The organism is Sideroxyarcus sp. TK5 (assembly GCF_054601595.1).
Genome location: NZ_BAAHSJ010000004.1, coordinates 55,374 through 81,068 on the forward strand (window position 1 = coordinate 55,374; position 25,695 = coordinate 81,068).

30 protein-coding genes are annotated in these 25,695 nt (G+C 61.6%); 21 read left to right on the top strand and 9 right to left on the bottom strand.

Annotated features, from left to right (window positions below):
• Positions 1 to 16 precede the first annotated feature (16 nt).
• The 16 genes from ACYPYQ_RS08180 (at position 17) to mog (ending at position 11,022) form a co-directional block, all read left to right on the top strand.
• Complete coding sequence (locus ACYPYQ_RS08180) at positions 17 to 1,423, top strand: cobyrinate a,c-diamide synthase (protein WP_459722640.1); 1,407 nt, start codon at positions 17 to 19, stop codon at positions 1,421 to 1,423.
• Positions 1,420 to 2,019, top strand: coding sequence for a DUF4202 domain-containing protein (locus tag ACYPYQ_RS08185; protein ID WP_459722643.1), 600 nt, complete (start codon positions 1,420 to 1,422; stop codon positions 2,017 to 2,019). The genes ACYPYQ_RS08180 and ACYPYQ_RS08185 overlap by 4 nt, the downstream gene beginning before the upstream one ends.
• Entirely contained in the window at positions 2,020 to 3,399 is a 1,380-nt protein-coding gene (gene cysG, locus ACYPYQ_RS08190) for a siroheme synthase CysG (RefSeq protein ID WP_459722647.1), read from the top strand. It begins immediately after the preceding gene.
• Between the two features lie 55 nt (positions 3,400 to 3,454).
• Complete coding sequence (locus ACYPYQ_RS08195) at positions 3,455 to 4,336, top strand: hypothetical protein (RefSeq protein WP_459722650.1); 882 nt, start codon at positions 3,455 to 3,457, stop codon at positions 4,334 to 4,336.
• A gap of 13 nt (positions 4,337 to 4,349) precedes the next feature.
• Positions 4,350 to 4,817 carry an ankyrin repeat domain-containing protein gene (locus ACYPYQ_RS08200; RefSeq protein WP_459722653.1) on the top strand — a complete coding sequence of 156 codons (468 nt, stop codon included), beginning with the start codon at positions 4,350 to 4,352 and terminating at the stop codon, positions 4,815 to 4,817.
• Positions 4,818 to 4,828: 11 nt separating this feature from the next.
• Entirely contained in the window at positions 4,829 to 5,056 is a 228-nt protein-coding gene (locus ACYPYQ_RS08205; protein WP_459722656.1) for a hypothetical protein, read from the top strand.
• Positions 5,057 to 5,060: 4 nt separating this feature from the next.
• Positions 5,061 to 5,498 carry a hypothetical protein gene (locus ACYPYQ_RS08210; RefSeq protein ID WP_459722658.1) on the top strand — a complete coding sequence of 146 codons (438 nt, stop codon included), beginning with the start codon at positions 5,061 to 5,063 and terminating at the stop codon, positions 5,496 to 5,498.
• A 66-nt stretch (positions 5,499 to 5,564) separates the two neighbouring features.
• Positions 5,565 to 6,551, top strand: coding sequence for a GTP 3',8-cyclase MoaA (moaA, locus tag ACYPYQ_RS08215; RefSeq protein WP_459722661.1), 987 nt, complete (start codon positions 5,565 to 5,567; stop codon positions 6,549 to 6,551).
• A gap of 1 nt (position 6,552) precedes the next feature.
• Positions 6,553 to 7,050 carry a cyclic pyranopterin monophosphate synthase MoaC gene (moaC, locus tag ACYPYQ_RS08220; protein WP_459722665.1) on the top strand — a complete coding sequence of 166 codons (498 nt, stop codon included), beginning with the start codon at positions 6,553 to 6,555 and terminating at the stop codon, positions 7,048 to 7,050.
• On the top strand, positions 7,047 to 7,286 hold the full coding sequence (locus ACYPYQ_RS08225; RefSeq protein WP_459722667.1) for a MoaD/ThiS family protein: 240 nt from the start codon (positions 7,047 to 7,049) through the stop codon (positions 7,284 to 7,286). Before moaC ends, ACYPYQ_RS08225 begins: the two co-directional genes overlap by 4 nt.
• A gap of 1 nt (position 7,287) precedes the next feature.
• Positions 7,288 to 7,713 carry a molybdenum cofactor biosynthesis protein MoaE gene (locus tag ACYPYQ_RS08230; RefSeq protein WP_459722670.1) on the top strand — a complete coding sequence of 142 codons (426 nt, stop codon included), beginning with the start codon at positions 7,288 to 7,290 and terminating at the stop codon, positions 7,711 to 7,713.
• Positions 7,710 to 8,180, top strand: coding sequence for a GNAT family N-acetyltransferase (locus ACYPYQ_RS08235; RefSeq protein ID WP_459722672.1), 471 nt, complete (start codon positions 7,710 to 7,712; stop codon positions 8,178 to 8,180). Before ACYPYQ_RS08230 ends, ACYPYQ_RS08235 begins: the two co-directional genes overlap by 4 nt.
• Positions 8,177 to 8,668: a molybdopterin-guanine dinucleotide biosynthesis protein B gene (mobB, locus tag ACYPYQ_RS08240; RefSeq protein ID WP_459722675.1), complete on the top strand. Its 492-nt coding sequence runs from the start codon at positions 8,177 to 8,179 to the stop codon at positions 8,666 to 8,668. Before ACYPYQ_RS08235 ends, mobB begins: the two co-directional genes overlap by 4 nt.
• Entirely contained in the window at positions 8,665 to 9,243 is a 579-nt protein-coding gene (gene mobA, locus ACYPYQ_RS08245; protein ID WP_459722678.1) for a molybdenum cofactor guanylyltransferase, read from the top strand. The genes mobB and mobA overlap by 4 nt, the downstream gene beginning before the upstream one ends.
• Positions 9,243 to 10,475 carry a molybdopterin molybdotransferase MoeA gene (locus ACYPYQ_RS08250; RefSeq protein ID WP_459722681.1) on the top strand — a complete coding sequence of 411 codons (1,233 nt, stop codon included), beginning with the start codon at positions 9,243 to 9,245 and terminating at the stop codon, positions 10,473 to 10,475. The genes mobA and ACYPYQ_RS08250 overlap by 1 nt, the downstream gene beginning before the upstream one ends.
• Position 10,476: 1 nt before the next feature.
• A complete protein-coding gene (gene mog / locus ACYPYQ_RS08255) occupies positions 10,477 to 11,022 on the top strand; it encodes a molybdopterin adenylyltransferase (RefSeq protein ID WP_459722683.1) in 546 nt (181 codons plus the stop codon).
• A gap of 63 nt (positions 11,023 to 11,085) precedes the next feature.
• Here the strand turns inward: mog and ACYPYQ_RS08260 are convergent, their stop codons facing one another.
• The 3 genes from ACYPYQ_RS08260 to ACYPYQ_RS08270 all read right to left on the bottom strand — a co-directional run bounded on the left by ACYPYQ_RS08260 (position 11,086) and on the right by ACYPYQ_RS08270 (position 14,385).
• On the bottom strand, positions 11,086 to 12,357 hold the full coding sequence (locus ACYPYQ_RS08260; RefSeq protein ID WP_459722686.1) for an NAD(P)/FAD-dependent oxidoreductase: 1,272 nt from the start codon (positions 12,355 to 12,357) through the stop codon (positions 11,086 to 11,088).
• Between the two features lie 152 nt (positions 12,358 to 12,509).
• Complete coding sequence (locus tag ACYPYQ_RS08265) at positions 12,510 to 13,172, bottom strand: response regulator (RefSeq protein WP_459722689.1); 663 nt, start codon at positions 13,170 to 13,172, stop codon at positions 12,510 to 12,512.
• The gene (locus ACYPYQ_RS08270; protein WP_459722692.1) at positions 13,165 to 14,385 is read right to left on the bottom strand and encodes a GAF domain-containing sensor histidine kinase; all 1,221 of its coding nucleotides are present in this window, start codon (positions 14,383 to 14,385) and stop codon (positions 13,165 to 13,167) included. Before ACYPYQ_RS08270 ends, ACYPYQ_RS08265 begins: the two co-directional genes overlap by 8 nt.
• Before the next feature lie 322 nt (positions 14,386 to 14,707).
• Here ACYPYQ_RS08270 and ACYPYQ_RS08275 point away from each other — a divergent pair, with 322 nt between their 5' ends.
• The 3 genes from ACYPYQ_RS08275 to ACYPYQ_RS08285 are packed head-to-tail and all read left to right on the top strand — an operon-like array spanning position 14,708 to position 17,502.
• On the top strand, positions 14,708 to 15,094 hold the full coding sequence (locus tag ACYPYQ_RS08275) for a rhodanese-like domain-containing protein (RefSeq protein WP_459722695.1): 387 nt from the start codon (positions 14,708 to 14,710) through the stop codon (positions 15,092 to 15,094).
• A gap of 41 nt (positions 15,095 to 15,135) precedes the next feature.
• On the top strand, positions 15,136 to 16,302 hold the full coding sequence (locus ACYPYQ_RS08280; RefSeq protein WP_459722698.1) for a hypothetical protein: 1,167 nt from the start codon (positions 15,136 to 15,138) through the stop codon (positions 16,300 to 16,302).
• A gap of 36 nt (positions 16,303 to 16,338) precedes the next feature.
• The gene (locus ACYPYQ_RS08285) at positions 16,339 to 17,502 is read left to right on the top strand and encodes a MalY/PatB family protein (RefSeq protein WP_459722701.1); all 1,164 of its coding nucleotides are present in this window, start codon (positions 16,339 to 16,341) and stop codon (positions 17,500 to 17,502) included.
• Between the two features lies 1 nt (position 17,503).
• Here ACYPYQ_RS08285 and ACYPYQ_RS08290 read toward each other — a convergent pair whose 3' ends face one another.
• On the bottom strand, positions 17,504 to 18,352 hold the full coding sequence (locus ACYPYQ_RS08290) for a DMT family transporter (protein WP_459722702.1): 849 nt from the start codon (positions 18,350 to 18,352) through the stop codon (positions 17,504 to 17,506).
• 217 nt (positions 18,353 to 18,569) lie between these two features.
• On the opposite strand from ACYPYQ_RS08290, the gene ACYPYQ_RS08295 reads away from it, so the two are divergent.
• Positions 18,570 to 19,328: a GGDEF domain-containing protein gene (locus ACYPYQ_RS08295; protein WP_459722705.1), complete on the top strand. Its 759-nt coding sequence runs from the start codon at positions 18,570 to 18,572 to the stop codon at positions 19,326 to 19,328.
• A 2-nt stretch (positions 19,329 to 19,330) separates the two neighbouring features.
• On the top strand, positions 19,331 to 20,167 hold the full coding sequence (locus tag ACYPYQ_RS08300) for a MinD/ParA family protein (protein ID WP_459722708.1): 837 nt from the start codon (positions 19,331 to 19,333) through the stop codon (positions 20,165 to 20,167).
• Between the two features lie 62 nt (positions 20,168 to 20,229).
• Here the strand turns inward: ACYPYQ_RS08300 and ACYPYQ_RS08305 are convergent, their stop codons facing one another.
• The 5 genes from ACYPYQ_RS08305 to ACYPYQ_RS08325 form a co-directional block, all read right to left on the bottom strand.
• Positions 20,230 to 20,799, bottom strand: a complete 570-nt coding sequence (locus ACYPYQ_RS08305; RefSeq protein ID WP_459722711.1) for a HupE/UreJ family protein — start codon at positions 20,797 to 20,799, stop codon at positions 20,230 to 20,232.
• A gap of 14 nt (positions 20,800 to 20,813) precedes the next feature.
• On the bottom strand, positions 20,814 to 22,550 hold the full coding sequence (locus tag ACYPYQ_RS08310; protein ID WP_459722714.1) for a nickel-dependent hydrogenase large subunit: 1,737 nt from the start codon (positions 22,548 to 22,550) through the stop codon (positions 20,814 to 20,816).
• Positions 22,547 to 23,824: a (Fe-S)-binding protein gene (locus tag ACYPYQ_RS08315; RefSeq protein WP_459722717.1), complete on the bottom strand. Its 1,278-nt coding sequence runs from the start codon at positions 23,822 to 23,824 to the stop codon at positions 22,547 to 22,549. The genes ACYPYQ_RS08310 and ACYPYQ_RS08315 overlap by 4 nt, the downstream gene beginning before the upstream one ends.
• 120 nt (positions 23,825 to 23,944) lie before the next feature.
• Positions 23,945 to 24,604: a hypothetical protein gene (locus ACYPYQ_RS08320; RefSeq protein WP_459722720.1), complete on the bottom strand. Its 660-nt coding sequence runs from the start codon at positions 24,602 to 24,604 to the stop codon at positions 23,945 to 23,947.
• Between the two features lies 1 nt (position 24,605).
• On the bottom strand, positions 24,606 to 25,694 hold the full coding sequence (locus tag ACYPYQ_RS08325) for a hydrogenase small subunit (protein ID WP_459722722.1): 1,089 nt from the start codon (positions 25,692 to 25,694) through the stop codon (positions 24,606 to 24,608).
• Position 25,695 lies beyond the last annotated feature (1 nt).

Sequence of the window (25,695 nt, forward strand, 5' to 3'; positions counted from 1 at the left end):
TGCAGGAAAGGCTGCCATGAACCGAATGCTGATCTCGGCAGCACATAAATCCTCCGGCAAGACCATGGTCAGCATCGGCCTGTGCGCGGCGCTCGCCGCGCGCGGCCATGCCGTGCAGCCGTTCAAGAAGGGCCCGGACTACATCGACCCGATGTGGCTGGGTCAGGCCGCAGGGCATCCCTGCCGCAACCTCGACCTGTATCTGATGGAGAACGACGATGTCGTTGCCACCTTCGCGCGCCATGCGTCCGAGGTGAATCTGGTCGAGGGCAACAAGGGACTTTATGACGGCTTGGCGCTGGACGGCAGCAACAGCAATGCGGCGCTGGCCAAACTGCTCGATCTGCCGGTGATACTGGTGATCGACGCGCGCGGCATGACGCGCGGTATCGCACCGCTGATCCTCGGTTATCAGGCGTTCGACAAGGACATCAACATCGCGGGCGTCATCCTCAACAATCTGGGCGGCAAGCGTCACGAATCCAAGTTGCGCGAGGTCATCGAGCACTACACCGACGTGCCGGTGATCGGTGCCATCCAGCATGACGAACGCCTGTCCATCGTCGAGCGCCATCTGGGCCTGATGCCCAGCAACGAATCGCATGTGGCCAATGCCAAGATCAAACAGATCGGCGAGGCCATCGCCGAGCAGGTCGATCTGGACAGGCTGCTGGCGTTGACGAAAAAAGAGCCGTTGCCCATTCCGCACAAGGCACAGGTCAGCCCGCTAGCCTGCGGCGACAAGGTGCGCATCGCCATCGCGCGCGACCGCGCCTTCGGTTTCTATTACGCCGACGACCTTGATGCGCTGGCAGCAGCCGGTGCCGAACTGGTGCCGTTCGATGCGTTGCGCGACGCGCATCTGCCCGAGGTGGACGGCTTATATATTGGCGGCGGTTTCCCCGAGACCTGCGCCGCCGAACTGGAAGCGAACACGGCCCTGCGCGGCAAGATCCGGCAGGCCATCGCCGGCGGTATGCCGGCCTATGCCGAGTGTGGCGGCCTGATGTATCTGTCGCGCAGCATCGCCTACGAAGGCCGCACCTTCGACATGGTCGGTGCCATCCCCGGTGATGTGAAGATGCACGCCAAGCCCATCGGTCGCGGCTATGTGCATCTGCAGGAAGACGCGGAACATCCCTGGCCGCGCCCCGATGCACCGGCCAAACAGATCAAGGCACACGAGTTCCACTATTCGAGTCTGGAGAACCTACCAAAGGACAGTCGCTTCGCTTACCATGTGGCGCGCGGTTACGGCATCGACGGGGAGCGCGATGGCATCATCGTCAACAACCTGTTGGCCTCCTACACGCATCTGCGCACTATCGGTAGCTGCTACTGGGCGACCCGCTTCGTCGGATTCATCCGCCGTTGCAAGGGGGAGGCCCTGAACTCAATCTCCATGAAAGAGAAGACAAAATGAACTCAAGCCTGTATCAGGCCGCAATCGCGGCATTCGACAAAGCCAATTCCGAAGACCCCAACCTGGAAGTGTTCGAGGGCAAGACCTGGCCGAAGGAACTGCTGTACGCACAGCGCATGACCGATATGCAGGAGCGTTTCGCGCCCGACGCATCGGAAGCCGTGAAGCTGGCCTGCCGCGCACAGCACATCCAGCGCTGGAAGAGTCCACGCAGCGACTACCCGATGGACAAGAAGGGTTACATGCTGTGGCGCACCAACCTGTACAAGTTCCACGCCGAGACGGCAGGTAGCCTGATGAAGGAAGTGGGCTACGACGATGAGATGATCGCACGCGTGAAGACCATCGTCGGCAAGAAGGACCTGAAGACAAATCCCGAGACGCAGTTGATGGAAGACGTGGTCGACCTGTGCTTCATCGAACACTACATGCTGCACTTCGCCGAACAGAAGCCGGACTACGATGAAGCCAAGTGGATCCTCATCATCAAGAAGACCTGGGACAAGATGTCCGACAGCGCCCACCAATTCGCACTGGCTGGCAAGATCAAGCTGCCGGAGCCGCTGGTGCCGCTGATCCTGAAGGCGATCCAGTAAATGGATTACCTGCCTGTATTCCAGAAGATCGATGGCCGCCTGTGTCTGGTGGTGGGTGGTGGCGTGGTCGGCGCGCGCAAGGCCGGCGTGTTGCTCGAAGCCGGTGCCCGTGTGCGCGTGGTCGCGCCCGAGATCGACGATGAATTGAAGGCGCAAGCCAACGTCGAGGCCGTACTCGCGCGTTTCGAGCCGCAACATCTGGAAGGCGTCGCGCTGGTCATCGCTGCCACCAACGACCGTGCAGTGAACAAGCAGGTGTCCGAACTGGCGCAGGCGCGCAACATCCCGGTCAACGTGGTGGACGATCCCGAGCTGTGCAGCTTCATCATGCCGGCCATCATGGACCGCTCGCCGCTGATGGTGGCCTTCTCCAGCGGCGGTGCTTCGCCGGTGCTGACACGCATGATGCGCGGCAAGCTGGAGACCGTCATCCCGCAGAACTACAGCAAGCTCGCCGGTTTCGCCGAGCGCTTCCGCGAAGAGGTGAAGCAGCGCGTGACCAACCCGGCCAAGCGCCGCATCTTCTGGGAGAACGTTTTCGACGGCGTGGTGGCGGAGAAGGTGTTGACCGGCGACGAGGCAGCGGCAGAAGCCATGCTGCAGCAGATGCTGGCCGACGAGGACAACATCGTGCGCGGCGAGGTGTATCTGGTCGGTGCCGGTCCCGGCGATCCAGACCTGCTGACCTTCCGTGCGCTGCGCCTGATGCAGAAGGCCGACGTGGTGGTGTACGACGCGCTGGTGTCCAAGCCCATCGTCGATATGACGCGTCGCGATGCGGATCGCATCTATGTCGGCAAGCGCCGTGCCGACCATGCCTTGCCGCAGGAAGAGATCAACCTGCTGCTGGTGCGTCTGGCCAAGGAAGGCAAGCGCGTGTTGCGCCTCAAGGGCGGCGACCCGTTCATATTCGGACGCGGCGGCGAGGAGATCGAAGAGCTGGCTGAACACGGCATCCCGTTCCAGGTGGTGCCCGGCATCACGGCTGCGGCGGGCGTCGCATCCTATGCGGGCATCCCGCTGACCCACAGGGACCATGCGCAATCCTGCTTGTTCGTCACCGGCCATCTGAAGGACGGTTCGATGAATCTGGACTGGGAGCAGCTGGCCCGTCCGCGCCAGACGGTGGTGGTGTACATGGGTTTGCATGGCCTGGCCGAGCTATGCGGCAAGCTGATCGAACACGGCATGCCGGATACGACGCCCATCGCCATCGTGCAGCACGGCACGCAGCCCACGCAGCGTGTGTTCACCGGCACGCTGGCGACGCTGCCGGCCATCGCCGAGCGCGAGCAGCCGGTCGCCCCCACACTCATCATCGTCGGCGGGGTGGTCACCCTGCGCGAGAAACTGGCCTGGTTCCATCCGCAACAAGTTTGATCAGCTTCACTTCGCAGTCCAACTAAAAACAGGGAGAGACAAGATGGTGCAAGTCATGAAGAAGATGTTGCTGTCCGCGATGTTGCTGGTCGCCGCCACGGGGGTACAGGCGGCCGATGCGATACTCAAGCCGTTCGTGCTGGCATCCACCAGCGCAGGGACCGTCGCCGAAAAGTCCGCACAGGTGAAGAACGCACTGACCGCCGCCGGGTTCACCGTGGTCGGTGAATATGCACCGTTCCCGACTGCCAACATCATCATCATCACCAATGACGCGCTGAAACAGAACGCCGCCGCTTCCGAGCACGGCGGCTACGGCGCGGTGCAGCGCGTGTCAGTCACTGCGGCCGGCAAGGATGTGCAGGTCAGCTATACCAATCCGGTGTACATGTCGCATGTGTATCGCATGAAGGGCGATCTGGCCGATGTGTCGGCCGCACTCGAAAAAGCGCTGGGACGCGTCGAGGAGTTCGGTGCCAAGGGCCTGACCGCGAAACAGGCGCGCAAATACCACTATATGTTCGGCATGGAATATTTCGACGAGCCGAGCCGACTGGAGACCTACGGCAGCTACGAGGAGGCCGTGCAGGCGGTGGATGCCAAGCTGTCAGCCAACAAGAACGGCGTGAGCAAGGTGTACCGCGTGGACGTACCGGGCAAGCAGGAGAGCGTGTTCGGTGTGGCGCTGAAGAGCGATGACAAGTACAAGGACGACACTTTCATCATGTCCGAGATCGATTTCCGCGATGTGAAGTCCACCGCGCACCTGCCGTATGAGGTGCTGGTGTCCGGCAAGAACGTCTATGCGCTGTATGCACGTTTCCGCATCGCCATCAATTTCCCCGACTTGTCCATGATGGGCAAGAACAGCTTCATGAACATCATGCAATCGCCGGAAGCGATCCGTGGTGCGCTGGAAGGGGCAGTGAAGAAGTAAGCAGGAGGCAACGATGACCGAACTGATGAGCGCCGCCTACGCGGGCGATCTGGAGAAAGTGAAGCAACTGCTGGCGGCTGGGGCGGATGTGAACGCGACCGATGAAGCCGGCTGGACCGCGCTGATGAAGGCCTGCTACAACGCCGAGCAGAAGCGCGGTTTCGCCGACGTGGTGCAGACGCTGATCGATGCCGGGGCGAACATCGAGGCGCCCATCGGTTACGGTGTGCGGCCGCTGATGCTGGCGGCCGGTTATGGCGAGACCGCAGTCGTTGACGCCTTGCTCAAGGCCGGTGCCGACGTGCTGGCCAAGAACGAGGGCGGTTTCACCGCGCTGATGATGGTGAAACAGAAGTTCTACGTGGATGTCATCAACCTGCTGCACGAGGCCGAGCAGCTGGCCGGCGTGGGCGAGAACAGTTGTGCCAGCAAGAACGCGCCCGGCAGCAATGTCGTCACCTTCATGAAGAAACCGGAGTAAGCGAGGACGCCATGCCCTATTACATCTACCGCATCACCGAGCGCCCGATTCGCATGCTGGAGAAGCTCGAGCAGCACGAGGTCTACAAGGAAGCTTCCGCGCGTGCCAAGGAACTGCGCAAGCAAGAGGTGTGGGACGAGAACGGCCAGATCAAGATGATCCACGCCGAGAACGAACTGCAGGCCGAAGATCTGCTGAACGAGGTGCGCGAACCGGCACCGCAACTGGGCGACGACTGACGCAATGGACGAGGCGGCCTTCCGGCAGACACTGGAAGCGACGCATCCCTTGCTGTGTCCATTCGGCAAGGCATTGTTCTCCGGTTGTGTCGCCTGCTCGCAGGCCGGCCGCATGAATCTGGCGGAACGCGAATTGATCGTTTGCCGTGTAGCCGGTCTGCAGCAGCGCTGTGTGCGCATGCACGACGCTTTGCGTCACAACTTCGGTTTCGCCATCCACACCCTGCACGACGACGCCCCCATCCCGCACGGTCAGGAGATGCGCATCCAGTGCGGCGGATTGCGTGGGCTGCAGGACGTGTTGCGCGGCGATGCCGAGGTGACGGATGTGGACGAACTGATGCGGGCAGCATTGCAGCGCTGGCCGGAGGAAGGGGATATCCCGTACTCGGAAGTGGTGCACGCAGCGCGCCTGCATTACCAGGGAAGACACAGCCGATGAAAGCGGCTGCTACCGCTACAATGCAACACTGGGAAAGAAGCATCAATTACAGGTAACGAACCAGGAATGACTAGCACCGCCACATTGCAAGACCGCTTCAGCCGCCGCATCGACTATCTCCGATTGTCGGTGACGGACCGGTGCGACCTGCGCTGCAGCTACTGCATGCCGCAGGGTTTCAGCGATTACGAGCAACCGGCGGACTGGCTGAGCTTCGATGAGATCGAACGTGTGGTGGCCGCTTTCGCGCGCATGGGCACCTCGCGTTTCCGTATCACCGGCGGCGAGCCCTTGTTGCGACGAGACCTGAGCGGTTTGGCTGCGCGCCTGTCGGTGTTGCCGGGCGTGGCTGACCTGTCACTCAGCACCAACGCCACCCATCTGGCGCAGCATGCCGCCGCCCTCAAGGCGGCAGGCGTCACCCGCCTCAACATCAGCCTCGATTCCCTGTGTGCGGAACGTCTGCAACAGATCACGCGCCGCGATGCGCTGGACGATATCCTTGAAGGGTTGCTGGTCGCCAAGGCCAGCGGTTTCGCGCCGATCAAGATCAACATGGTGGTGATGGCCGGTGTGAACGAGGACGAGGTCGAGGACATGGCCGCGTTCTGTTTCCGCCACCGTTTCGTGCTGCGACTGATCGAGACCATGCCCATGGGCGAGACCGGCCGTAACGCGGCTTATGTCGATCTGCAGCCGATCCGCCAGCGCCTGCAAGAACGCTTCGGCCTGGTGGACGGCATCATCGGCGGCGGCGGCCCGGCGCGTTATCTGGTCACGCCGGACGGCAATTCCAGCATCGGCTTCATCACCCCCATGTCGCAACACTTCTGCGAGACCTGCAACCGCGTACGCCTGTCGGTGGACGGCACGCTCTACCTGTGCCTGGGACAGGAGCACAGCTTGCCGCTGCGACCCTTGCTGCGTGCTGGGTGCAGCGACGAGGAGCTGGAGGCGGCGATCCGCAACGCCATCGAACTCAAACCCGAGCGTCACGAATTCAACGAACAACCCGGCAAGATCATACGCATCATGTCCATGACTGGAGGATGAGGTGAGCCTGACCCATTTCAGCGAATCCGGGCGTGCGCGCATGGTGGATGTGTCCGGCAAGGAAGCCACCATCCGCGTCGCCATCGCCAGCGGCACCATCCGCATGCACCCGCAGACCCTGCAACGCATCCGTGACGGCAAGATCGGAAAAGGCAACGTGCTGGCCGTGGCCGACGTCGGTGCGGTGATGGCCGCCAAGCGCACGCCGGACATCATCCCCATGTGCCACGCCATCGCGCTTTCCGGCGTGCAGGTGGAATTCAGCGAAGTGCTTGAGACGGACGCGCAGGGTTGCGTCGGCCTGCGTGCCGAAGTCACTGCAAGCTGCGTCGGCCAGACCGGCGTCGAGATGGAAGCACTGACCGCCGTCAACGTCGCGCTGCTCACCATATACGACATGTGCAAAGCCATCGACCGCGGCATGCGTATCGAGAACGTGCAGCTGGACGAGAAGCGTGGTGGCAAGAGCGGCGTATGGAAACGCGGAGAGGATAAATGATCAAAGTGTTGTTCTTCGGCCCCGTTGCCGACCGCGTGGAGACACGCGAGATGGATATCGAATATACGGACGGCATGACCCTGCACGACATCACGCACAAAGTCGGCATGCAATATCCAGGCGCACTCAGCATCGTCAGCTTCATCGCCGTCAATCAGACCCAGGTGCATGACAAGCAGACTCCACTCCGTGATGGTGACGAGATCGCTTTCATGGCGAAGTTCTCTGGAGGTTGAGATGAGCGAACCGGTACGTATCCAGGAAGCTGACTTCTCGCAAGACGCCGAGATCGCCGCCCTCAAGGCATCCTCCAGACGCATGGGCGGCATCGCCACCTTCCTCGGCTGTGCGCGCGACTTCTCCGAAGGCCGTGACGTCAGCGAGATCAGCTTCGAATCCTACGGCAGCATGGCGCTGGCCGAGATGCGCAAACTGCGCGAAGAAGCCATCAGCAAGTTCGACCTGCTCGATGCCCGCATCGTGCACCGCGTCACCACCGTGCAAGCCGGTGACAATATCGTCTTCATTGCCGCCGGTGCCGCCCACCGCGCCGCAGCCTTCGACGCCTGCCGCTGGATGATCGACGAACTCAAACAGCGCGTGCCGATCTGGAAGAAAGAGGTCACGCCGGAGGGGGAGTCTTGGGTGACGCCACATCCTTGAAGATCGGACGGACTGAAGCGCTGGATTTCCGTGAGATCACATTTTGCTCGAATGAATACAAGCAGACGTGCGAGTTGCGTATCGAAGTCTTGCGCCTTCCGCTGGGACTGAACCTCTATAGAGAAGACCTGCAGCAGGAGAAAGAGCAATTGCACTTCGGGCTGTTCGACGGCACCGAACTGATCGCATGCGTCATCGCGGTTCCCCAAGGGGCCGGTAAGGCCAAGCTTCGTCAGATGGCCGTCAAGGCGGGTCATGAAGGGCAGGGTATCGGGCGCAGGCTGTTGCATTCCCTCGAGGTCGTGTTGGCCTCTCGGGGTGTCACGCAACTTTCTTTGCATGCCCGCATCAGCGCTGCCGGTTTTTATGAGAAGCTTGGCTACGTGCGCTCGGGCTCGCCATTCGTTGAGGTCGGGATACCGCACATCCTTATGGAAAAACAGCAACAGGTATTGAACAAACCATGAACATCGTTTCCATCGTCGGCCACTCCGGTTCCGGCAAAACCACCCTGATCGAAAAGCTGGTGCGCGAACTGACACAGCGCGGTTTGCGCGTTGCGACCATCAAGCATGCGCATCACAAGGTGGGACTGGATACGCCGGGCAAGGATAGCTGGCGCTATACGCAGGCGGGGGCGGCGATGAGCCTGCTGGTGACGCAGGGAGGCGTGCAGTTGGTCGATACGCAGGTCGAGCAACGCGAGCCGCAGCAACTGGCCGAACGTTTTCTGGGTGACGTCGATCTGGTGCTGGCGGAAGGGTTCTCGCATGCGCCGGGGGCGAAGATCGAAGTGTTGCGTCGTGCGTGTTCTTCGCAGCCGCGCTGCGCGCCGGAAGAGGGTGTGGTCGCACTGGTGACCGATGTGGACGAAGCACATGCGCAGTTGCCGCATTTCGCACTGGACGATGTGGGCGGCATCATCGAATTCATCCTGCAACAGGCGGGGAAATGATCGAAGACTGCACCGCACTGATCCTCGCCGGCGGCGATTCCAGCCGCATGGGGCAGGACAAGGCAGGGCTGGTGCTGGAGGGGGCGACCCTGCTGCAACGTGCTACGACGCGCATGCAGCAACTGTTCCAGCAGGTCATCGTCAGCGTGCGTAAGGAACGCGGGGACGTGACGCTGCCGCAAGTGTGCGATGTGGAGACCGACGGCGGGCCGCTGGCGGGACTGGCGGCCGGCTTGGCGTCAGTGGAGACGCCGTGGTTGTTCGCACTGGCCTGCGACATGCCGTTCGCCGAGGCTCGGATCATTACGCATATGGCGACTTTGCGCGGTACCCACGATGCGGTGGTGCCGCAGGTGGATGGACATCCGCAGCCGCTGTTCGCTTTCTATGCGAAGTGGGCTCTTCCGGTCATGCTCGTGGCGCAGGAAGCGGGCGAGAAGCGTGTGCGTGCGGTGCTGCAACGGCTGAATGTGCGTTATGTGAATGAGGTGGAGCTGCGCGAATTCGATCCACAGTTCCGCAGTTTCTTCGATCTGGATACGCCGCAGGATTATCGTGCGGCAATGGAGAGATGATGGATGGCTTGACAGTGGCAGCGGCGCAACGATGCGTCATCGAAGCGATGAAGAGACTGGGCACGGAATCCGTGCCTTTGCAGCAGGCGCTGGGGCGTGTGCTGGCGTCCGACATCAAGGCCAACCGCGACCAGCCGCCGTATGACGTGTCGGCGATGGACGGTTTCGCTATCCGTAGCGCGGATGTGGCGAACGCACCGGTTGTGCTGGAGGTCATCGAGGACATCAAGGCCGGCGACTTGCCGCGTAAGACCGTGCAGGCTGGACAGTGCGCGCGCATCATGACCGGTGCGCCAGTGCCGCAAGGAGCAGATGCGGTGATCCGGGTTGAGGACACCGAAGCGGTATCGGATACGCAGGTGCGCATCAATGTGTCCGTGAAAGCGCGCAACGACATCCGCGACCGTGGCGAGAGCATGCGCGACGGCGAGGTGGTGCTGACGGCAGGCACGACGATCACGCCGGGCGTGGTGGGCATGCTGGCGATGGTGAAGGCGGCGAGTGTCGAAGTGTGGCGTCTGCCGCGCGTGGCTATCCTGTCCACCGGCGACGAACTGGAAGGGCTGGATGAACCGATCGATGCGAACAAGATCCCGGATGCGAACAGTTATGCCTTGATGGCGCAGGTGCAGGCGCTAGGTATCAAACCCGTGCTGCTCGGCATCGCGCGCGACGAGCCTGAACATCTGAAGGAGATGTTGCTACGCGGCTTGCAGTTCGATGTGCTGCTGGTCTCCGGCGGCACATCGGTCGGCGTGCACGACTATGTGCGGCCCACGCTGGAGGCGCTTGGGGTGCAGATGAAGTTCTGGCGCGTACAGATGAAGCCGGGTCACCCGATGGCGTTCGGTGTGGCACCGCTGACCTGGGTGTTCGGCCTGCCGGGCAATCCGGTGTCGAGCATGGTGTGCTTCGAGCAGTTCGTCGGCCCCGCGCTACGCTACTGCATGGGGCATGCGAAAGTATTCCGCCGTACCGTGACGGCAAAGCTGACGCGCGATGTGAGACACAAGCACAGCCGCACCGAGTTCGTGCGCGTGATGCTGGGCAGGGAAAGCGGCGGGTTTACGGCCACGCCGACCGGCGATCAGGGCAGCGGCATCCTGCGTTCCATGGCGCTGGCTGAAGGTCTGATGATCGTTCCAGCCGAGAGCAAGGGTGTTGGTGCGGGCGAGCAGGTGACGGTGCAGTTGCTGGACGGCACGGCCTGGCAGGATGAAGCAGGGGAGTGAGATGAAAGCACGTATCGGTTTCGTGACGGTATCGGACCGCGCCAGTCGCGGCGAATATGAGGACAAGGGCGGCCCCGCGATGCAGGCGTGGTTCGCGCGTGTGCTGACGAGCGAATGGGAAGCGGTGGCGCGTGTCATCGCCGATGAGCAGCCGTTGATCGAGCAGACACTGGTCGAGCTGGCGGACAGGGAAGGCTGCAGCCTCATCGTCACTACCGGCGGCACCGGCCCCGCGCTGCGCGATGTCACGCCGGAGGCGACCGAAGCGGTATGCGAGAAGATGATGCCAGGCTTCGGAGAGCTGATGCGTGCCGAGTCGCTCAAGGTGGTACCCACCGCGATCCTGTCGCGCCAGACCGCCGGCATCCGCGGGTGCAGCCTGATCGTGAACCTGCCGGGCAAGCCTTCAGCAATTGATGATTGCCTGAACGCGGTGTTCCCCGCCGTGCCTTACTGCATAGACCTCATCGGAGGCGCATGGCTGGAAGCCGATCCGGCACAGTGCAAGGTGTTCCGCCCGGCGCACGCCAAGAAGCAAAGCGCCTGACCTTCCAAAGATAAAAAGGCCGCCGACTTTGCAGTCGGCGGCCTTTCGGTTTGTCCAGCAGGATTACTTCAGCTTCTCGATACCCAGCATCTTCATGATGCTGCCCTCATAGAACGGCTCGGAAGTGCCCTTCTTCATCTTGCGGATGAAGTATTTCTCGAACGCGACTTTGGCCAGATGCACCCACTTGCCTTCGGAGAACCAGTTCACGTTGCGCGGCGGGATCTGCGGGATGGCGACGAATGCGACGCCGCTCTCGCCGAAGTCGGCCAGGCACACGGCGTTCCAGGTGGCTTCCTGGTCTGCGGGCTGGCCGGTCAGGTCCGCCTTGATGTTGTGCACGGTGGCGGTGACCATGGATTCGATCATGTAGCCGGTCTTGGGGGTGCCGACCGGGATGGGTGTCGGCTCGACCGGCGGGATGGCGACGCAGACGCCGACGGCGAAGATGTTCTTGTACTTCGCGTTGCGCTGGTGTTTGTCCACGGTGATGAAGCCGCGCGGGTTGGTCAGGCCTTCGATACCGAACACGGCGTCGATGCCCTTGAAGGCGGGGAGCATCATGCTGTACTTGAAGGGCAGTTCGTGTTTCTTCTTCTCCTGCCCCATGTCATCGTGCTCGGTGACGTACATCTTGCCGTCTTCGACCTTGGTGACCTTGGCATTGCAGATCCATTTGATGTGCTTGTCGCGCATGCCGGATTCGAGGATGCCCTTGGAGTCACCCACGCCGCCCAGACCGAGGTGGCCGATGTAGGGCTCGGAGGTGACGAAGGTCATCGGCACCTTGTTGCGGATCTTGCGTTTGCGCAGGTCCGTTTCCATGATGAAGGCGTATTCGTAGGCCGGGCCGAAGCAGGAGGCGCCTTGCACTGCGCCGACCACGATGGGGCCAGGGTCCTTGCAGAAGTCGTCCCAGATGTCATGCGACTTCATCGCATGGTCGACGTGGCAGACGGAATGGGTATGACCGCCGTGCGGACCCAGGCCTTCGACTTCATCGAAGGCCAGCTTGGGGCCGGTGGCGATGACCAGATAGTCATACGACATCATGCTGCCGTCGTTCAGTTCCAGCTGGTTCTGGTCGGGGTGCACACGTTTGACGCCGGTGGGATTGAACTCGATGCCCTTGCGCTGCAGGTAGGTGCGCACCGGGAATTCGATGTGTTTGCGCTCACGCCATTTGACACCGACCCATGGGTTGGAAGGCGTGAAGTGGAAGTTCTCGCCGTTGTTGACAACGGTGATCTTGTGCTTGCTGTCCAGTTCTGCGCGCATTTCGTATGCCGCCGGCATGCCGCCGACGCCTGCACCCATGATGACTACATGTGCCATGTGTGTTCCCCTGTAAGTTGTTGTTGATGGAATTGCTCCGGCTGTTCACCGGATACGCCCCTCACTCCCGGACCCGAATTAGGCGCAATACAGCGGGGCAGTGTCTATAACCCCATTGGGTAGTGTGGGTAACCCGTATGGGGCGTGAGGCTTTACTCGTCGCTGTCCGACTTGTTCTGCTCTTTGGCGAACAGGACAGCAGCCTTGACGCGGGATGACAGATTGAGTTTGTTGAGGATGTGGCGCACGTGCTGTTTGACGGTGTCGTAACTGATGGAGAGTGTCTGTGCGATGGCCTTGTTGCTCTCGCCGCGCGACAGCAGTTGCAGGATCTCTTTCTCGCGCTCGGTGAGCAGATTGAGGGATTGTCGCGGTTCGTTGCCGGGCTGTTTGCCTTTGAGCATGTCGATCATCTTCACCGTCATCGACGGGGCGACCACCATCTCGCCGGCGGCGACGCGGCGGATGGCATCCACCACATCTTCCGGGGCCATGTCCTTCAGCAGGAAACCGCGCGCGCCGGCCTTGATCGCATTGGAGAGGTCGGTCTCGGAATCGCTCATGGTGAGGATCACGGTGGGGATGGTGCAGCCGTCGTCGCGGATCTGTTGCAGCATGGCGATGCCGTCCATCGGCTTCATGCGCAGGTCCATCACGATGACATCCGGACCGAGTTCGATCAGTTTCTGCAGCGCTTCCAGGCTGCCGACTGCGCCGAGCACATTGAAGCCGTAGCCGTTGCTCAACAGTTCGCACAGACCCATGCGACACAGGTTCTGGTCGTCCACCAGGGCTATCTTCAACATCTCACTCATTCAGCGTTCTCCAGTTGGCTTCCGGCTCGGGGAAGTAAAATTGTACGCAGGTTCCCAGACCTTTGGTGCTCTCGACGCGTATCTCGCCGCCCACCCGTTGCGCACGCTCGCGCATGATGACCAGACCATAATGGCCTTCTGCTGGGGTGAAGGTACCGACGCCGTTGTCTTCTACCATGAATACATAATAACCGCAGACATAATCGACGATCACTCTGGCATGCGATGCGTTGGAATGCTTCTCGATATTGGAGAGCGCCTCTCGCACGATGTTATAGGTCTGGATCTCGTGTTCCAGCGGCAGGTCGAGGTCGGCGATGCGCACCTTGCTGTCGAGCACGATATGGTTGCGCCGGTTGAACTCGCCGCACAGATCCTGCAGGGCATACAGCAGACCCGCCGGATTCATCTCGCTGCGGAAGTCGGTGATCAGCGCGCGCACCGCCTTTTGGCCGATCTCCAGTGCATCCTCGATATCGCCCACGTATTTTGCGACCGTGTTCTTGTTGTTGCGCACCGCATCGCGCAGCAGGGTGGTGTTCATGCGCGCGTAGTTCAGTGTCTGCGCCAGCGAATCGTGGATCTCGTTGGCGATGGACTGGCGTTCCATCAACAATTCGGCGCGGCGCGCCTCGCGCCCCGCCTGCGTGTGTTCGATCAGCGCGGCCAGCATGTCGGCAAAATTCACCGCCATCTGCGCGGACGGGCTGGAAGCGGTCTGCGGGGTATCGAAGAACAGTGTGAACACGCCCAACAAGGTGTCGGCGGCGGCACGGCCCTCCAGCGGGATGGAGATCACCGATTGCATGCGCTGGCCGGTGGAGCCGCACTGCCGGGTCTCGCAGTTCTCGATGGCGGTGGCGCACAGGCCGTGGCGGAAGGCGTCACGATTGCAATCCTCGCAGGCCAGCTCGCTCACGCGCTCGGCATCCAGTTCTTCGTTCGACAGGCCGACGGTGCTGATGATAGGCAGCGTCTGCTCGTCCGGAAGCAGGATACGGATCACCCCGGCGCGGGCATGCAACATGCTCAGCGCCGATTCCAGGCAATGGTTGAGTAGCGTCTCCAGATCGCTGGGGCGCTGGGAGAGGAAGCTTTGTTCGACGCACGCGTCCACACCGCCGTCCAGGTCGGGCGGAATGAACTCAGGCTCGCTGGTCCAGTAGAATTCGGTCTCGTCCGAAAGCTCGGCGGGGATGGATAATCGGTTCATGAGACTCTGCTTGAATGGTTCGCTAGGTCCGGCTATGAAGACATTTGGGTACTGGCGAGTACTCTTATTGTTTTAAGGTTATGTCGCTTTGCGATAAATATCAACCGTTTGAAAATTGTGCCCGCACCCGTCGGGCCCACCGGGGCGGTAACGGCCTTGCCCGATAGGGCTGCCGTCCCGGGGCAGGCCGCTCCGTATCGATCCGCGAGCCCGTGCCGGGCAGCCTCCCGGCGATGTGCGCCGGTCGGGTAAATTGCCGGATATCCCCGGCAAGTGATGGGGCTATAATCCGCCCATCCCGTACAGTTCAGGAGCGACGATCATGCAACACCTCACCCCCAAGGAAGCATACGAATTCCTGCAAGCCAATCCCGAAGCCGTCTTCATCGATGTACGCAGCGAGATGGAATACATGTTCGTCGGCCATCCGCGCGGTTCCATCCATATCCCCTGGGTGGATGGCCCGGACTGGGAGATCGACCCGATGTTCGTCGCGCATGTGCGCAAGGCCGCCAGTGTGAACCGCCCGGTGGTGTTGATCTGCCGTTCCGGCCGCCGTTCCGCCGATGCCGGTCTGGCATTGGAGAACGCGGGCATGAAGGACATCTACAACGTCACGCACGGCTTCGAGGGCGACCTGGACGATAACCACCATCGCAATTCGCATAACGGCTGGCGCTTCGAAGGGCTGCCCTGGGCGCAGACCTGATGTACTTCCCCGATCTCGCCGGAGCCGGACAGGGCTGAGTCATGCGACCCGGCCCGCGCGAGATCGTCACACCGTTCCGCCCCATCCCGCTGGATGTGCCGGAAGGTCTGAAACACAACGAGTTCTTCAATAGCACCGAGAATCTCAACGACCTGGCGAACAACAATGGTCTGCTGATCAATCCTGAGAACCTGCTGCTGTATCGCAAGGCACTGGGCCATAGCACCGAGTTCGACTGCTCCATCATCTACAACACGTCCAAGACCATCCTCAACCCGCTGGGCCGCCCGGTGCGGCGCACGCAGGTGGCGGAGAACGTGAAGCAGGTGTGGAACCGCATGAACCAGATCGTCATCGATTACATGCTGGAGCAATACCCAGATCCGGACGAGGCGCTGATCCTGGCGGGCGAAGCGAGTCTGGATGCGACCTGGCCGCTGACTTCGCCCGGCGTGCCCAGCATCCGCATGTTGCACAACCATTTCGTAGTCTTCCCGAAGCAGATGTTGCGCGATGCGAAAGCAGCCGACCCGGACGATCCCAACCTGACCGACGGCGGGCAGCACAGCCTGTTCCAGGCCTACATGCGCGATGTATACCGCGACTTTTTCGACAAGGCATTACATTTGCAGATACTCAAGCCCGCCAGCGAGTCCGATGCGCGCATCGCCTTGACCGGTTACCCGCAGGGCTTGCCGAGCTGGGAGGTGCAGGGCGGTGCGGCGGCGCTCAAGGATGTGCATTTCTGGAGAGAGTACGACGAAGTGCTGAAAGGCTTCATCGATTTCTACCGCACTTTCTTCTCGCAGGTCTCCACGCACAACGCGCCCATGCTGCCGGATGTGTACTTCCCCGAACAGGTGGAGAGCGTGCTGCTGTTCAACAACGACTTCATGAAGACGGCCAAGAAGGTGCGCGACCACTGCATCGTCGACGCGAAATATGCCAATGCCATCCGCTGGCAGCCTGCCTTCAAACAACTCATCTACCGCAACGATGCAGGCAAACTGATCGTCACCATCAGCCAGAACTCCATCGGCAACGCCATCACCGAATTGCTCGGCGTGGTGGTGAAGCGCATCCCGGATGCCGAGGCTTACGCGCTGCACGAACCCGCGCTCATCGCGCGCCTGCTGGAAGTGCGCCGCCGCCTGATCGAGGCGGATCTGGGCGAGGGCGTGGCGACGGCCCATTGGCCGGCCGTGTGACCATCCGCGGCCGCGCTTTTCGGCTATATTGCGGCCATGGACCCACGCTTTGATTCCGCCCCGGATAGACAACACACTGCCAGCCTGAAATACGATGCAAGGCAGGCCGTGTTCGGTCGCGACGATGTCATCCCGCTATGGGTTGCCGACATGGATTTCGCCGTGCCGGATGCGGTGCAGCGCGCACTGACGCAGCGCGCCGCGCATCCAGTCTTCGGTTACACCATCTTCCCGCCATCGCTGAACGACGCACTGATGCACTGGCTGGCCACGCGCCACCATTGGCACATCGCTGGCGGATCCATCCTGTTCTGTCCCGGTGTGGTGCCCTCGCTGCACGCCTGCATCATGGCGCTGACGCAGCCCGGAGACAGTGTGATCGTGCAGCCGCCGGTGTATGCGCCGTTCCTTTCCGCTGCCGGGATATGCGGACGCAAGCCGCTGCTCAATCCGCTCAAGCTGGAAGCGGGTCGATACACTTTCGATCTGGAAGACCTCGAACGCTGTGCGCATGACGGCGGGCGGATGCTGATCCTGTGTTCGCCCCACAATCCGGTCGGGCGCGTGTGGCAGCAGGAAGAGTTGCAGGCGCTGCTGGCAGTATGCGAGCAGCATGACATCACCGTGGTGTCGGACGAGATACACGCCGACCTGATCTATCCCGGTTACCGGCATGTGCCGCTCGCCACCATGAACGACAAGGTGAAGATCGTCACCGCCGTCGCACCCAGCAAGACCTTCAACATCCCCGGCCTCGGCCTGTCCGCGCTCGTCGTGCACGAGGCGGCGGATCGCAAAGCCATCACGCAGGCCTTCGACACGCTGCACGTCAGCGCCAGCAACCCGTTCAGCATCGCCGCATTCGAAGCCGCGTATCGCGAGGGCGCACCCTGGCTGGATGATCTGATGGAGTATCTGTCAGGCACGCGCGACATGGTGCGCGACTACCTGCACCAGCGACTGCGGCAGATCAGGATGATCGAGCCGGAAGGGACATACCTGTTGTGGCTGGATTGTCGCGCAATGGGCCTGAGTGACAAGCAATTGAAAGATTTCTTCGTGCAGAAGGCAGGTGTCGGTTTGAGTCCGGGTGCGATGTTCGGCATCGAGGGCAGTGGATACATGCGCATGAACATCGGCGCCCCGCGCAGTGTCATCTTGCAAGCATTGCAGAATATCTCAGCCGCGTTGCGCGTTTGAGTCAGCGCTTGCCGTAACGCAGCACCAGCAAGATACCACCCAGTATCAACACCGAAGCGACCAACAGATCGTGTGTGACCGTTTCGCCCAGTAGCAATATTCCAGCGACCGCAGCCAGCACCGGCGCGGAGAGTTGCACCGTCGAAGCCGTCATCGCACGCATGTGTTGCAGCACGCGATACCACAGCACATAACCCAAGGCCGACGTCACCGCGCCGGACAGCACGGCATACAGCACGCCTTGCGCATCCAGTTGCAGCCAGGGCAGGGTGAGCAGCGAGAGTGCGATGGTCAGCGGCGCGGCGCGCAGGAAGTTACCCGCAGTGGCCGCAGCCGGATTGGTCTGCCCTCTGCCCAGCATCGAATACACACCCCAGGCGACGCCGCTCACCAGCATCAATATCGAATCGAGCACCGACGGCGCTTCCACGCCGGGCGTCACCAATATCACCAGGCCGACCATCGCCGCCACGAAGCCTGCACTCTGCATGGCCGTCATGCGTTCACCCGCGAGGAATCCGGCGATGAGCATGGTCGCCTGCACCGCACCGAACAGCATCAACGCACCCGCGCCTGTGTCTATGCTGCGGTAGGCGTAGGAGAGTGCGATGGCATAGATGAACAAAGCCGTCGCGCTGCGCCAGTTGCCGTGTACGAGCGGTGCCTGTCTTTGCAAACTCATCAACAGCCACAACATCGCAGCACCGGACAACAAACGAACGCTGGTGAAGGTGGCCGCGTCGATGCCGGTCTCCTTCAGTGCCATGCGGCACAACAATGAATTGCCGGCGAAGGCGATCATGGTCAGCGTGGTGAGGAGGGTGAGGAGGGTGAGGCGGAGTTTGTCCATGCCGATAGGTCGGGGAAATACGGTGGCAAGATGCTAACTGAAAATGGTGAGGATTTAATCTGGATCACCGCTGCGATCCCATGCTCACTGGCCGGCTGTCCAGATCGGCATTGACTGGGCGCGCATGGGCAAGGATACTTCGTGCCGTGCGCGGGATGTTCCCGCCGTTATTCATCGACACTATTCGTATCCTGTGGCTTCTGCGACCGACTCTTCCGTGATCAGACTGGGCGACCTGCGCCTGGACGACGCGCGTGCCTTGCTTGAGCACGATCCGTCCAGCGTGCTGCCCGCGCCGGAAGCCTCTCCCGTCGAGTACATGCAGACCATCCTGGACGGTTTGTGCGAACTGTCCCTGCGCGATCCGCTCACCGGACTGTCCAACCGGCGGCATTTCAACCATCTGCTCAACCGAGAGATCGAAGCGGTCGCGCGTTCGGGCGAGTCGGTCCTGCTGCTGATCATGGACATCGACCACTTCAAGAAGGTCAACGATACCTACGGTCACCATGCGGGTGATCTGGTGCTGCAGGCGGTCTCCAAATGTCTGGAAGCCTGTGTGCGCCCGATGGATACCGTGTCGCGTTTCGGCGGCGAGGAGTTCGCCGCCATCCTGCCGAACTGCCCGGCCACCTTCGGACCGGTGGTCGCGGAGCGCATCCGCGAGGCGGTATCCGAACTCAGCATCGTCGTGTCCCCCACGGAAACCATCCACGTCACCATCAGCATCGGCGGTGCCTTTGCGCCGGAGTGGGTGCGTTCCACCATCGAGCTGTGGACCGAGCGCGCGGACGAACAGCTCTATCGCGCCAAGTCGGCGGGACGGAATCGCGTTTTCATTGAAGAACAGCACGGCGTTGCCGTTAGTGCAGATGAGAAAGGCATGTTGTTCGGGCATCTCCTGTTCGGGGATCCCGCGTCCGGCGATGCAGCAGGCAGTGCAGTGACAGACAGTGAAATGAACAGGGCGTATTGAAGATGAGCGAAGTATCGAATCCACCACAAGACGACACAGCAGACCCCGTGCTGGCGCTCAAGTCGCGCAGCAAGGTGATCGCCGTCACCAGCGGCAAGGGCGGCGTCGGCAAGACCTTCGTCTCGGCCAACCTCGCCTCCGCGCTGGCCAAGCGCGGATTGCGTGTGCTGGTGCTGGATGCCGACCTTGGTCTGGCCAATCTGGATGTGGTGCTCAATCTCTATCCCAAGATCACCTTGCACGATGTCTTCACCGGCAAATCCAAACTGGAAGACGCGATCTACAAGGCACCGGGCGGTTTCTCGGTGCTGCTGGCCGGTTCCGGTATGGTGGAATATTCGCGTCTGGCCCCCGAAGTTCGCGACGATTTCCTGCGCATCATGGAAAGTCTGGTGCCGAACTACGACATCGTGCTGCTGGACACCGGCGCGGGTATCTCCGACGTGGTGTTGTTCGCGGTGTCCATGGCTTCCGAAGTGCTGCTGGTCGCCACACCCGAGCCGACCGCGCTGATCGATGCCTACGCCACTATCAAGGTGCTGGGCGCGCAACAGAAACGGCAAAGCATCCGCGTCGTCATCAATCAGGTGTCACGCACCGGCGACGGCACCGCCATCACCACCCAGTTGCAGCAAGTGCTGGACCGCTTCGTGAACAAGGATTCCGAGCACCCGCTGAAACTGATCCACATGGGCGACATCCCCGCCGATACCGCCGTGCGTCAAGCCATCATGAAACGCCAATTGCTGGCACAAGCCGATCCGGGTTGTCCCGCCGCACTCTCCATCACGCAACTGGCCAGCAAAGTGGAAAGCGCCGTCATCAAGCACGGCGCGTAAAGATCTTTTTCTTTGTTGAAAACAACACCCCATGCAGACGCATGGGGTCAGGTCACTCCTGATCAAACCGTCACCAGCATCCACGCCCCCATTGCCGCGATGCCCATCCCAACCACCTGAACCCAACGCACGAAACGTTCACGCAACGCATTGCCCATGAAGATGCCGCTCACATGCAGAGAGGCGGTGGCAAGCAGGAAGCCTGCGGCATAGACGAGCGGGGCGGCGGCGCTGGGCATTTCGGTGCCGTGCGCGTAGCCGTGGAAGATGCCGAAGGCTGCGGTGAGTGCGAAGCTGAGCGGCAATGCCAGTTTAGTGGGGCTGGCGATGAGCAGGCCGAGTATCAGCACCGAAGCGGCGATGCCGGGTTCGATCAGTGTCAGCGAGGGAACCATCATGCCGATGAATGCACCGCCAGCCAGCATCAGCATGAAGGTGGCTGGCAATTGCCAGATGCGTTGTCCGCCCAATTGTCCGGCCCACAGGCCGACAGCCAGCATGGCGAGCAGGTGATCCATGCCGCTGAACGGGTGGGCGAAGCCGCTGGCGAAACCGGAGACATCGTGGCTGGTGTGTGCGCTGGCGGCAGTGCTGATGAAGAGCAGGGTGAGGGTGATGTAGTTGCGTTTCATGTGCGGTATTCCTTTTATTTGATCTTCACTTTAACAAGTTCTTCGCCATCCGGATCGGTCACGTGCACCGCGCAGGCGATGCAGGGATCGAAGCTGTGGATGGTGCGCAGGATCTCGATGGGTTGCTTGGGGTCGTGCAATTTGTGGCCTCTGAGCGCGGCTTCGTACGGGCCTTCCTGTCCGTTCGCATCGCGCGGGCCGGCGTTCCAGGTGCTGGGTACCACGGCCTGGTAGTTGTCGATCTTGCCGTCCTTGATCACGATCCAGTGTGCCAACGCACCGCGCGGGGCTTCCATGAAACCGGCGCCTTTGGCCAGTGACGGCCAGCTGGACGGGTCCCATTTCGTCTCGTTGAAGGTGCGCACATCGCCCGCCTTGATGTTGGCGATGAGTTGGTCGTACCAGCCTTGCATCGCGTCGGCGAGGATCTTGGTCTCCAGCGTGCGTGCGGCGGTGCGGCCCAGCGTGGAGTAGAGCGCCTGCACCGGCACGTCCAGTTTCTTCAATGTCATGCCGACCAGTTCGCGGGTCTGCTCGTGGCCGCTGGCATACAGCATCAGCACGCGCGCCAGCGGGCCGACTTCCATCGCCTTGCCTTTCCAGCGCGGCGACTTGAGCCATGAATATTCTTTCTCGGTTTCGAGATTCTCGTAGGGCGGTTTCGGGCCGGTGTAGTGCAAGGCGGTCTCGCCCTTGTACGGATGCAGACCTTTTTCCTTGCCCACGCTGTAGTCGTACCAGGAATGCGCGACGTATTCCTCGATCTCGTTCTCGGCATGCAGGTCTACCGGATGGATGGTGGACAGGTCGCGGTTGAGGATGACACCGGCGGGGATGAGGTTGCTGGCCGGGTCGTTGATGCCTTTGGCGGGGAAGTCGCCATAGGTGAGGAAGTTGCCCACGCCTTCGCCCTGTTGCGCCCAGTCCTTGTAGAACCCGGCGATGGCCAGCGTGTCCGGCACATACACCTGATCCACGAATTCGCGCATCTGGTTGATGATGTTCTGCACCTTGGACAGGCCCACCATGTTGAGCGATGTCGCGCCTTCGTGTTCCGAATTGACGCTGATGGCGCAGGGCACGCCGCCGACCACGAAGTTGGGGTGCGGGTTCTTGCCACCGAAGATGGTGTGCAGCTTGGCCACGTCGCGCTGCCAGGCGAGCGCGTCGAGGTAATGCGCGACGGCCATCAGGTTGGCTTCGGGCGGCAGCTTATAGGCGGGATGGCCCCAGTAGCCGTTGGCGAAGATGCCGAGCTGGCCGCCTTCGACGAACTGTTTGACCTTCTTCTGCACGTCGGCGAAATAGCCGGGCGAGGATTTCGGGTAGGACGGGCTGACCGTCTGCGCCAGTTGCGAGGTGGCTTTCGGGTCGGCTTTCAGTGCGGACACCACGTCCACCCAATCCAGCGCGTGCAGATGATAAAAGTGCATCACATGGTCGTGGATGTATTGCGCACCGATCATCAGGTTGCGGATCAGCTGTGCATTGGCAGGCACTTCATAGTTCAGTGCATCTTCCACCGCGCGTACCGAGGCGATGCCGTGCACCAATGTGCACACGCCGCAGATGCGTTGCGCGAAAGCCCAAGCATCGCGCGGGTCGCGACCGCGCAGGATGATCTCGATGCCGCGCACCATGGTGCCCGCGCTGGAGGCTTGTGTGATGCGCCCGCTGGCATCGGTCTCGGCTTCGATGCGCAGGTGGCCCTCGATGCGGGTGATGGGATCGACGACGACTCTTCTGCTCATGATGCTTTCCCTTCTGCGTTATCCGCCAGATGCTCGGCGACGAGTTCGGTCAGGCCGATCACTTCGATGTCCATGTGATGGTTCTCCAGTCCGTCCAGCAGCATGCTGCGGCAGTTGGAGCAGGAGGTGACGATGGTCTTTACGTTGACCGCGTCGAGCTGTGCCTTCTTGCGGCTGAACACCTGGTTGCGCAGCGGTTCGGCACGGTGGTTGGCGCTGACGCCGCCGCCCCCGCCGCAACACCAGTTCTGCACGCCGGGCTCGGGCATCTCGACGAAGTTGGGCGCGACCATGTGCATCAGCGTGCGCGGCTGTTCGATCACGCCGCCGCGCCGCACCATCTGGCACGGGTCGTGGAAGGTCATGCGTGTCTCGTCCACGCCCTCGGTCTTCAGTCGGCCCGAGCTGCGCAATTCATCCAGCAGTTCGATGATGTGGATCACCTTGAACGGGAAGGGGCGGCCGATCAGGTTGGGGCCTTCCCAGCGCAGAGCGGTGAAGGCGTGGCCGCACTCCGGGCTGATGACGTATTTCACCTTGAGGCGTTCGGCGGCGCGCACGATGCGTCCGACCAGTTCCGCCGCCAGATCGGATGAACCGATCTGGATGCCGCTGTTGGTGCCTTCGAAACCGTCCGAGGCCAGCGTCCATGACACGTTCGCCTGTTTGAAGATGCGTGTCACCGCGCCGATGATCTCCGGGTAGTCAGCGACTTCGGCGGACGACAACACCATCATGTAATCCGCACCTTCCACATCCAGCGGCACGGTGAGGCCGGTCTCTTTCTCCGCGTGTTTGATCTGCGCCTTCAGCGTGTTCAGGTTCACACCCATCGGGCTGCCCAGTTCGATGGCGCGTTGCGTCGCGCCTTTCAAACCTTCCGGCGCATGACCCGAAGCGACCATGCCTTCGCGCATCTTGCGCACCATGTACACGATGTCGTTGCCGACAGGGCACACCAGCGAGCAGCGACCGCACAACGTGCAACTGTCGTAGACCAGCGGTTCCCACTCGGCCAGTTCCTCGTCAGTGACGGGTTTGGACAGACCGATGCCCTTCATCAGCTTGCCCCAGAAGGTATATTCCTGCTGCCACAGGCGGCGCATCGGCTCCAGCTTGTGGATGGGCGTGTATTTCGGGTCGCCGGTCTCGGTGTAGAACAAGCAGGCATCGGCACACAATCCGCAATGCACGCAGGAGGAGAAGAAGCTGGCTGTCGGCGCGTCGATCTGAGCAAGCAGGGTGTTGATGCCGTTCTGGAGTGATGTGGTCATATCGTCGCCTCATTAAAGATTCGAGTATCGCAACGTTGTGTTTGTCGGCGACCGGAAGCATTCGCGGACGGTCGCATCCCCGCTGCGCGGGGCCCCTGCTTCCTGCTCATACTTTCCTCCTCATATGTTGATGCCTTTGAACCCGTTCACCGCGCCGTTGTACCAGCGCGCCATGAAGGTGGTGAACATGTGCGCCAGCTTGGTGAACGGCGCGACGATGAGCAGCAGTTCCACGCTGGCGATGTGCAGCGTCAGCAGTGTGATGTACTCGAAACCGATCTCGCGCAGCAGCAAGAAGCCGCTCAGCAGCGGCAGGAAAGAGAGTAGCCAGGTGAGGTAATCCTGGAAATCGGACAACAGCCGTTTCACCGGATCGACGAAGCGATGCACCAGCAGCGCGACCATGGCGGCGATGGAAAGCACGGCGGCCATGTCGATCACGCCGCGCGGCATGGCCGGCCAGTGCAGGCCCAGCACGGCGCGGATCAGGTCGATGTGCTGGCTGAGGAAGAGGAGGGTGACGAAGAAACCGATGTGAAAGATGAAACCGGCGATGACCGTGAAATAGCCGCGTGCGCTCAGTCTGGTCGAAACGAGACTGCGTTTCCATATGGTACGCAAGCCGCCCGACCATTCCGAGCCGCGTGCCTGTGCCAGCGATTTTTTGCGGCCCAGCATCCGGATATGCAGCATGCGGAAGACCATACCGATCACGAATACCGCCACGGCGATCTGCAAGCCGGTACCGCGCACCCAGAGCAATATTTCCTGTGTGACCATCTCAGTCTCCCTTCAGATCTTCGACCGTAATCTTCACGCGTGACTGTTGCAATTGTGTCTTCTTGCCGCGATCCACTGCCCCGGCGATGACCGCCGCCGCCGCGCCCACGACCGCTGCCGTTTTCGCCACGCTGGCGATGTCGGCGGTGGGGGCGGGCAGCGGTGCATAGAAACTGCCTGCGTCCCAGAACTTCGGTTCCGAGCAGCCGATGCAGCCGTGTCCAGACTCGATGGGGAAGCTGGTGCCACCGTTCCACTTGGTGGTCGCGCAGGCGTTGTGCGTGGTCGGCCCCTTGCAGCCGAGCTCGTACAGACACCAGCCGTTGCGCGCGCCCTCGTCGTCGAAGGTTCGGGCGAACTTGCCCTGTTCGTACATCGGGCGGCGGTAGCAGCGGTCGTGGATGGTCTCGCCGTAGAACGCTTTGGGACGGCCCAGCGCGTCGAGCGCGGGCAGTGCGCCGAAGGTCAGGTAATGCGCCAGCACTCCGGTGATGACGGCGGGAATGGGCGGGCAGCCGGAGATGTTGATGATGGGTTTGTCTTTGATGAGGTCGGACACCGCCACTGCGCCGGTGGGGTTGGGCTGCGCGTTGGGCAGGCCGCCGAACGCGGCACAACTGCCGACCGCGACGATGGCCGCCGCGCCCTCGGCGGCCTCCAGCAGCATGTCGAGATTGGTACGACCCGCGATGGTGGAATACACGCCGCCGTCCTTGATCGGGATGGAACCGTCCACCAGCAACAGATATTTGCCGTGGAATTCCTTCATCGCGTCGTCGCGTGCCTGCTCGGCGGCGTGGCCGGAAGCGGCCTGCAGCGTGTGGTGGTAGTCGAGCGACACCATGTCGAAGATCACGCTCTCCAGCGTCGGCGAATGAGAGCGCGTCAGCGATTCGGTGCAGCCGGTGCATTCCTGGAACGACAGCCAGATCACCGAAGGACGTTTCACTTTTGCCAGTGTGGCGGCGATGGCACTGGCACTGCCGGGTGGCAGTGCCATCATGGTCGCCATCGCGGCACAGAATTTGAGGAAACTGCGGCGGCTGATGCCTTGTTCGTGCAGCCGCTGTTCCAGTGTTTCGTGTTCCATC

Bases quoted from the DNA above. Each gene is read 5' to 3' on its own strand.
- ACYPYQ_RS08180 (WP_459722640.1), top strand. From the start codon at position 17: ATGAACCGAATGCTGATCTCGGCAGCACATAAATCCTCCGGCAAGACC.
- ACYPYQ_RS08185 (WP_459722643.1), top strand. From the start codon at position 1,420: ATGAACTCAAGCCTGTATCAGGCCGCAATCGCGGCATTCGACAAAGCC.
- cysG (WP_459722647.1), top strand. From the start codon at position 2,020: ATGGATTACCTGCCTGTATTCCAGAAGATCGATGGCCGCCTGTGTCTG.
- ACYPYQ_RS08195 (WP_459722650.1), top strand. From the start codon at position 3,455: ATGAAGAAGATGTTGCTGTCCGCGATGTTGCTGGTCGCCGCCACGGGG.
- ACYPYQ_RS08200 (WP_459722653.1), top strand. From the start codon at position 4,350: ATGACCGAACTGATGAGCGCCGCCTACGCGGGCGATCTGGAGAAAGTG.
- ACYPYQ_RS08205 (WP_459722656.1), top strand. From the start codon at position 4,829: ATGCCCTATTACATCTACCGCATCACCGAGCGCCCGATTCGCATGCTG.
- ACYPYQ_RS08210 (WP_459722658.1), top strand. From the start codon at position 5,061: ATGGACGAGGCGGCCTTCCGGCAGACACTGGAAGCGACGCATCCCTTG.
- moaA (WP_459722661.1), top strand. From the start codon at position 5,565: ATGACTAGCACCGCCACATTGCAAGACCGCTTCAGCCGCCGCATCGAC.
- ACYPYQ_RS08225 (WP_459722667.1), top strand. From the start codon at position 7,047: ATGATCAAAGTGTTGTTCTTCGGCCCCGTTGCCGACCGCGTGGAGACA.
- ACYPYQ_RS08230 (WP_459722670.1), top strand. From the start codon at position 7,288: ATGAGCGAACCGGTACGTATCCAGGAAGCTGACTTCTCGCAAGACGCC.
- mobB (WP_459722675.1), top strand. From the start codon at position 8,177: ATGAACATCGTTTCCATCGTCGGCCACTCCGGTTCCGGCAAAACCACC.
- mobA (WP_459722678.1), top strand. From the start codon at position 8,665: ATGATCGAAGACTGCACCGCACTGATCCTCGCCGGCGGCGATTCCAGC.
- ACYPYQ_RS08250 (WP_459722681.1), top strand. From the start codon at position 9,243: ATGGATGGCTTGACAGTGGCAGCGGCGCAACGATGCGTCATCGAAGCG.
- mog (WP_459722683.1), top strand. From the start codon at position 10,477: ATGAAAGCACGTATCGGTTTCGTGACGGTATCGGACCGCGCCAGTCGC.
- ACYPYQ_RS08260 (WP_459722686.1), bottom strand. From the start codon at position 12,357: ATGGCACATGTAGTCATCATGGGTGCAGGCGTCGGCGGCATGCCGGCG.
- ACYPYQ_RS08265 (WP_459722689.1), bottom strand. From the start codon at position 13,172: ATGAGTGAGATGTTGAAGATAGCCCTGGTGGACGACCAGAACCTGTGT.
- ACYPYQ_RS08270 (WP_459722692.1), bottom strand. From the start codon at position 14,385: ATGAACCGATTATCCATCCCCGCCGAGCTTTCGGACGAGACCGAATTC.
- ACYPYQ_RS08275 (WP_459722695.1), top strand. From the start codon at position 14,708: ATGCAACACCTCACCCCCAAGGAAGCATACGAATTCCTGCAAGCCAAT.
- ACYPYQ_RS08280 (WP_459722698.1), top strand. From the start codon at position 15,136: ATGCGACCCGGCCCGCGCGAGATCGTCACACCGTTCCGCCCCATCCCG.
- ACYPYQ_RS08285 (WP_459722701.1), top strand. From the start codon at position 16,339: ATGGACCCACGCTTTGATTCCGCCCCGGATAGACAACACACTGCCAGC.
- ACYPYQ_RS08290 (WP_459722702.1), bottom strand. From the start codon at position 18,352: ATGGACAAACTCCGCCTCACCCTCCTCACCCTCCTCACCACGCTGACC.
- ACYPYQ_RS08300 (WP_459722708.1), top strand. From the start codon at position 19,331: ATGAGCGAAGTATCGAATCCACCACAAGACGACACAGCAGACCCCGTG.
- ACYPYQ_RS08305 (WP_459722711.1), bottom strand. From the start codon at position 20,799: ATGAAACGCAACTACATCACCCTCACCCTGCTCTTCATCAGCACTGCC.
- ACYPYQ_RS08310 (WP_459722714.1), bottom strand. From the start codon at position 22,550: ATGAGCAGAAGAGTCGTCGTCGATCCCATCACCCGCATCGAGGGCCAC.
- ACYPYQ_RS08315 (WP_459722717.1), bottom strand. From the start codon at position 23,824: ATGACCACATCACTCCAGAACGGCATCAACACCCTGCTTGCTCAGATC.
- ACYPYQ_RS08320 (WP_459722720.1), bottom strand. From the start codon at position 24,604: ATGGTCACACAGGAAATATTGCTCTGGGTGCGCGGTACCGGCTTGCAG.
- ACYPYQ_RS08325 (WP_459722722.1), bottom strand. From the start codon at position 25,694: ATGGAACACGAAACACTGGAACAGCGGCTGCACGAACAAGGCATCAGC.